The 5,807-nt window shown below is 63.0% G+C and carries 6 protein-coding genes; 3 read left to right on the top strand and 3 right to left on the bottom strand.

What is annotated here, in order from left to right:
• Window positions 1-368 precede the first annotated feature (368 nt).
• Entirely contained in the window at window positions 369-1,814 is a 1,446-nt protein-coding gene (locus RT662_RS04070) for a S41 family peptidase (protein WP_313669379.1), read from the bottom strand.
• Between the two features lie 201 nt (window positions 1,815-2,015).
• On the opposite strand from RT662_RS04070, the gene groES reads away from it, so the two are divergent.
• Window positions 2,016-2,300 (top strand): co-chaperone GroES, encoded by a 285-nt coding sequence (gene groES / locus RT662_RS04065; protein ID WP_022679188.1) that lies wholly within the window; start codon window positions 2,016-2,018, stop codon window positions 2,298-2,300.
• Between the two features lie 51 nt (window positions 2,301-2,351).
• Window positions 2,352-3,998 carry a chaperonin GroEL gene (gene groL, locus RT662_RS04060; protein WP_022679187.1) on the top strand — a complete coding sequence of 549 codons (1,647 nt, stop codon included), beginning with the start codon at window positions 2,352-2,354 and terminating at the stop codon, window positions 3,996-3,998.
• A 186-nt stretch (window positions 3,999-4,184) separates the two neighbouring features.
• Here the strand turns inward: groL and RT662_RS04055 are convergent, their stop codons facing one another.
• On the bottom strand, window positions 4,185-4,328 hold the full coding sequence (locus RT662_RS04055; RefSeq protein WP_313669377.1) for a hypothetical protein: 144 nt from the start codon (window positions 4,326-4,328) through the stop codon (window positions 4,185-4,187).
• A 56-nt stretch (window positions 4,329-4,384) separates the two neighbouring features.
• Here RT662_RS04055 and RT662_RS04050 point away from each other — a divergent pair, with 56 nt between their 5' ends.
• Complete coding sequence (locus tag RT662_RS04050) at window positions 4,385-5,014, top strand: class I SAM-dependent methyltransferase (RefSeq protein ID WP_313669376.1); 630 nt, start codon at window positions 4,385-4,387, stop codon at window positions 5,012-5,014.
• Here the strand turns inward: RT662_RS04050 and RT662_RS04045 are convergent.
• A partial coding sequence (locus tag RT662_RS04045) for a VacJ family lipoprotein (RefSeq protein WP_313669374.1) occupies window positions 5,004-5,807 on the bottom strand: 804 nt, incomplete at its 5' end. The two genes, RT662_RS04050 and RT662_RS04045, sit on opposite strands and share 11 nt — an antisense overlap.

Genomic DNA, 5,807 nt, shown 5'->3' with positions numbered 1-5,807 from the left:
GGGCTGTCTCCACCTGAGACATCAAAGGGGACGTGGGTAATTACGTGTTGGCGACCCCACAAATTGTTTCGGCGCAGGCTTGGCGGAATTGCATACCTGGATCAATTGGACCCGGAGGATGTGACTCAATCCGGCCTGGTGGCGGCCAGTCAATTGGTCCCGGCGGTGGGTTGTCTATTGGTCCGCGAGGCGGTCAGTCAATTGGACCTGGTGGAGGACAATCGATAGGCCCCGATGGCGGGCAATCGTTGACGAGAAATCGTAAATTTGGGTTGAATCCAAATACCATGCGGCCATACACCTGCAGTGAAGGCGGGCCGTGCTAAGTCCACTTCCCGCTTCGAGCGATCAGTCTAAGTAGTAATTGTTTAAAACGTCCCCGGCATTTCGCGCTGGGCAGCGTTGGGCGTGCGGGCGAGCAGCGGCTGGCGGCCCAGCGATTGTTCGCGGATGTCGCCGGCTGCAGCCGCAATTGCGGTGCAGTTTTCGCCGCGCAGTGAAGCGATGGCGCGGGCGGTGGAGGCTTCGGCCGGGTTGCCCATCACCTGCCGGAAATCATCGTTGGCTTCGCAGGTGCGGCCGCCGCGTGACTGCAGATAGGGCGCCAGGCCATTGTAATAATCGCCCTGGCGGCCGGCGTTCTGGGTAGCAAAGGCCACGATGCGCAAGCGATCGTCACAGGCGGCGCGATCGATGGCGATCTGGCCCACCGGCTTGCCCGATGTGTTCTCACCCACCAGCGTGATCCGGTTCTGGAAATAGGGCAGCATCGAATTGATCACCAGCTCGCTTGCCGACGCGCTGGCATCGGTGGCAATGAACGCGAGGTTGGTTGGCGCCACGGCCTGAGCCGCGACCCGGAACAGGCGGGTTTCGTTTTCCACCGATTTCGACGGGCGGAACGTGGTGAAGCTGAACACGTCGCTGGCGAGGCGGTTCTGCCCCATCAGGTCCCCCATCACTTCGGCAAGCCGCACCAGCCCGCCACTGTTGTAGCGGAAATCGACGATGATGTTGGTGGCACCTTCGCTGCGGAAGCGCGCGAAGGCATCACGCAGCGGCGTTTCGGCCGTGCTGATGAAGCTGCGCAGGTTGACATAGCCCACCCGGCCCAGCCCCGGCTGATCATAGGTCTGTACGCCGAAGCGGCTGGAAACCGGCGGGATGTTGAATTCGGCGCGGGTGATGGTGACAGTGCGTTCCTGGCCGTTTAGCGTGAAGCGGATGGTGCGGGTGACGCCGACCTGGCTTGGCCCCAGCGCGTCGGACACGGCGGTGGCCCCCCCTTGCGAAAACAGGGTGGTGACCGGCACCAGATTGTCTGGCGTGGTGCCGATGGCGAGGATTTCGGTACCGCGATCAAAGCCGGCGGCAAAGGCCGGGCCGGTTTCGAACACATCCAGAATATAGGTGCGGCGCGCGGTGCTGTCATACTCCAGTCTTATGCCGAAGGCCGCCGTCTGCCCGGAGGAGAAGAAAGCATTCTCCTCGGCGATGCTCGTCACATAGGTGAAGAAGCGATCCTTGTTGGCGGCGCGTGCCGTGGCGGTGAGCGCATCGATATAGGCCTGCACTGTGGCAAAGCCGTCGGGCGACAGGCTGGCCGGCAGGTCTTCCGGGAAAAGATACCATTCGCGGATCTGCGCTTCGGCCCACAATTGCCGATCACGCAGCGTACATTGCGGGGTCGGCGTCGGCGTGGGGGAAGGGGCGACGGCAATCGGCCCACTGCTTCTGCTACCACCGCCGCCGCATCCGGCCAGCAGAAGGGCGGCGCAAAGCGCGGACGTGAGGGCAGAACGCGGCGAAGACATGGACATGGTTGTGATGGCTAAGGTGCCGCCTTGTCCAGACGACAAAATGACATTCTCGCGACAGCCCTTCATTCGCGTGGGCGGGCCCTTGACGACTCTGCAGGCCGGACCCATATGCCAATTCAGCCGCTGGCACTCGCTTCTGGTGAGTGCCAACAGCGGCCGAATTTTCGCAAACACTGCAAATCGAAAGAGGGAAACATGGCATTCCGTCCACTCCATGACCGCGTGCTGGTGCGCCGCGTCGAAGCCGAAGCCAAGACTGCTGGCGGCATCATCATCCCCGATTCCGCCAAGGAAAAGCCGCAGGAAGGCGAAGTCGTCTCCGTTGGCACCGGCGCCCGCGCCGACAACGGCACTGTCACGCCGCTGGAAGTGAAGGCCGGCGATCGCATCCTGTTCGGCAAGTGGTCGGGCACCGAGGTCAAGCTGAACGGTGAAGACCTGCTGATCATGAAGGAAAGCGACATTCTCGGGATCATGTAATCCCGGAATTAAAGTCGCTGAATCCATTAGAAATTCAAAGGAGCAAGGCAAATGGCTGCCAAGGACGTGAAATTTGGTCGTGATGCGCGTGAACGCATCATCCGTGGTGTTGATATCCTCGCCGACGCCGTGAAGGTGACGCTGGGTCCCAAGGGCCGCAACGTGGTCATCGAAAAGAGCTTCGGCGCTCCGCGCATCACCAAGGACGGTGTGTCGGTGGCCAAGGAAATCGAACTGAAGGACAAGTTCGAGAACCTCGGTGCCCAGATGGTGCGCGAAGTCGCTTCCAAGACCAACGACGCTGCCGGTGACGGCACCACCACCGCCACCGTGCTGGCCCAGGCCATCGTGCGTGAAGGCATGAAATCGGTCGCCGCCGGCATGAACCCGATGGATCTGAAGCGCGGCATCGATATGGCCGTGATCAAGGTTGTGGCTGATCTCCAGGCGCGTTCCAAGCCGGTTTCGGGCTCGTCGGAAATCGCCCAGGTCGGCACGATTTCGGCCAACGGGGAAACCGAAATTGGTGACATGATCGCCAAGGCCATGGAAAAGGTTGGCAAGGAAGGCGTGATCACCGTCGAAGAAGCCAAGGGCATGGACAGCGAGCTGGACGTGGTCGAAGGCATGCAGTTCGACCGTGGCTATCTGAGCCCCTATTTCATCACCAACGCCGAAAAGATGCAGGTGGAGCTTGAGAACCCCTACATCCTGATCCACGAAAAGAAGCTGTCGAGCCTGCAGGCGATGCTGCCGGTGCTGGAAGCCGTGGTGCAGTCGGGTCGCCCGCTGCTGATCATTGCTGAAGACATCGAAGGCGAAGCGCTGGCCACCCTGGTGGTCAACAAGCTGCGCGGCGGCCTGAAGGTTGCCGCCGTGAAGGCGCCGGGCTTCGGCGATCGTCGCAAGGCGATGCTGGAAGACATCGCCACGCTGACCGCCGGCGAAATGATCAGCGAAGATCTGGGCATCAAGTTGGAAAACGTCACGCTGGCCATGCTGGGCAAGGCCAAGCGCGTCACCATCGACAAGGACAACACGGTCATTGTTGACGGCGAAGGCGCTGCCGATGCGATCAAGGCGCGCGTGGAACAGATCCGCGCCCAGATCGAAATCACCACCAGCGATTACGACCGCGAAAAGCTGCAGGAACGTCTGGCCAAGCTGGCCGGCGGTGTGGCCGTGCTCAAGGTTGGTGGCAGCACCGAAGTCGAAGTGAAGGAACGCAAGGACCGCGTTGATGATGCCCTGCATGCCACCCGCGCTGCGGTGGAAGAAGGCATCGTTCCGGGCGGCGGCACGGCATTGCTGTATGCCACTCGCGCGTTGGACGGCATGAAGGGCGCCAACGACGACCAGACCCGCGGCATCGATATCGTGCGCAAGGCCATCCAGGCCCCGCTGCGCCAGATCGCGATCAATGCGGGCCATGATGGCGGCGTTGTGGCTGGCAAGCTGCTGGAAGGCGGCGACCAGACCGTGGGCTTCAACGCCCAGACCGACGTGTACGAAAACCTGGTCAAGGCCGGCGTGATCGATCCGACGAAGGTCGTGCGCACCGCGCTGCAGGATGCCGCTTCGGTGGCCTCGCTGCTGATCACCACGGAAGCCGCGATCACCGATCTGCCGGCTGACGACAAGGGTGGCGGCGGCATGCCCGGCGGCGGCATGGGCGGCATGGGCGGCATGGATTTCTGATCGAGACGGCTGGCCGCAACGCAGCGCGTTGCGGCCAGACTCGGCGAGATCCGGTCAGCGAACGAAAAGGGCGGCCCCAACAGGCCGCCCTTTTTGATTCGTCTGACGGCGCGGCTTTGCCGCGCACTTCTTCCTTCTGCCTGTCTTCACCCAAAGCGGACTCGGCGGCTCTGCCGCCGGCCGCGCCTACTTGGCGCCAGCCTCTGCCTCCGCTGCCATCACATCGGCATTCGCCTTGTCGATCACCGCCTGCTCATTGCCAGCGGGTGCAACGGCTTCCTTGCTGCACGACAAGAGCAACAGGGCGACGAGGGCAAGCATGATCCGCATGACCTGACACTAGCCTTGGCTTGGCAGCGCGCCAACCCCGTGTAACCATCACACCCATGGGTCTTTATTCCGAAACCATCTTCCCCTGGCTGCTCGACAAGGCATTGGGCCATCCCAATATCATGCGGCGGCGACAGGCGCTGGTGAGCCAGGCCACCGGCGAGGTGCTGGAAATCGGCTTCGGTTCGGGCGCGACTTTACCTTTCTACGACCCGGCCATCGTGACCAGCCTGACCGTGGTGGAGCCATCCGAAGGCATGAACCGGCGCGCGGCGGCGCATCTGGCGGGCTCACCGGTGCCGATCAAGTCCGTGCCCGGTGCCGGCGAGAGGCTGCCCTTTGCCGATGCCAGCTTCGATACGGTGGTGTGCTGCCTGACGTTGTGCAGTGTGCAGGATGTCGGCCAGGTGCTGGCCGAGGTGCGGCGGGTTCTCAAGACCGGCGGGCGCTTCCTGTTCATGGAACATGTGCTATCCGACGATCCGGAACGGCAGCGCTGGCAGCAGCGGCTGAACCCGATCCAGAAAGTGGTGGGGGTGGGCTGCAACCTCAATCGCCCATCGGCCCAGTTGGTGCGCGATGCCGGGTTCAGCCTCGATCCGATGCCGGTTCAGGAAGAAGAATATGCCTTTGGCGCGCTGAAGAAACTCACCCCGCTGGTGATGGGCAGCGCCATCAAGGCTTAGGCGGCTCCGCTTTCGGGGGCTCTGCGGCCGGTTCCTCCGTAGGCTCCGCGAACGGGTCTTCCTCGGCGGGCAACTTGCCATCGAACAGCTGCAGGCGGCGGCGCTGCAGCCAGGCGGATTTGGCCAGCGTGTAATCATCCAGGCTGTCGGCGAGCAATTTGTCCGCCCCGGTTTCGATCAGCGTGTTGCGGAAATTGATGATGCGCCCGCCCGCCATGCCGATGCGCACGTCCCAGCCGGGGCTGAGCCAGGCGTTGCGGGCGAAATCGGCCGGATCGATGAAGAAATCGAACGGCGTCATGATGCCATCGCGCAAGGTGGATGGGCCGAACAGCGGCAGCACCATGTAGGGCCCGGATTTGACGCCCCAGCGTGCCAGCGTCTGGCCGAAATCCTCTGGCTCCTTCGGGCGGCCGAGATCGGTGGCGACATCGGTGATGCCGGCGATGCCGAGCGTGGAGTTGAGCAGGAAGCGGTCGAGCGTGCGGAAGGCCTGGGCGAACTTGCCTTGCAGCACGCTGTTGAGAAAATTCGCCGGCTCGCCATAATTGCCGTAGGCGTTGGAAACGGCGGTGCGCACCGGCGTGGGCGTGACGAAGCGATAGCCGCTGGTGACGGGCTTCACCACCCAGCGGTCGAGGCCCTTGTTGAAGGCAAACACGCGGCGGTTGCTCTTCTCCCACGGGTCAGCCTCGGCACGGGCGAGATCGGTGCTGCCGGTGGAAGCACAGGCCGAGAGCAGCAGCAGGGCTGCAAGCGCGAGTGGGGGGCAGAAGCGCATGGCCGACCCTTT

The sequence above is a fragment of the Sandarakinorhabdus sp. genome, from assembly GCF_032115815.1.
Lineage (GTDB): Bacteria > Pseudomonadota > Alphaproteobacteria > Sphingomonadales > Sphingomonadaceae > Sandarakinorhabdus.
This window is presented reverse-complemented; position numbering and strand designations above follow the sequence as displayed.

Coding starts and splice junctions, on each gene's coding strand:
- RT662_RS04070 (WP_313669379.1), bottom strand. CDS start 1,814: ATGTCTTCGCCGCGTTCTGCCCTCACGTCCGCGCTTTGCGCCGCCCTT.
- groES (WP_022679188.1), top strand. CDS start 2,016: ATGGCATTCCGTCCACTCCATGACCGCGTGCTGGTGCGCCGCGTCGAA.
- groL (WP_022679187.1), top strand. CDS start 2,352: ATGGCTGCCAAGGACGTGAAATTTGGTCGTGATGCGCGTGAACGCATC.
- RT662_RS04055 (WP_313669377.1), bottom strand. CDS start 4,328: ATGCGGATCATGCTTGCCCTCGTCGCCCTGTTGCTCTTGTCGTGCAGC.
- RT662_RS04050 (WP_313669376.1), top strand. CDS start 4,385: ATGGGTCTTTATTCCGAAACCATCTTCCCCTGGCTGCTCGACAAGGCA.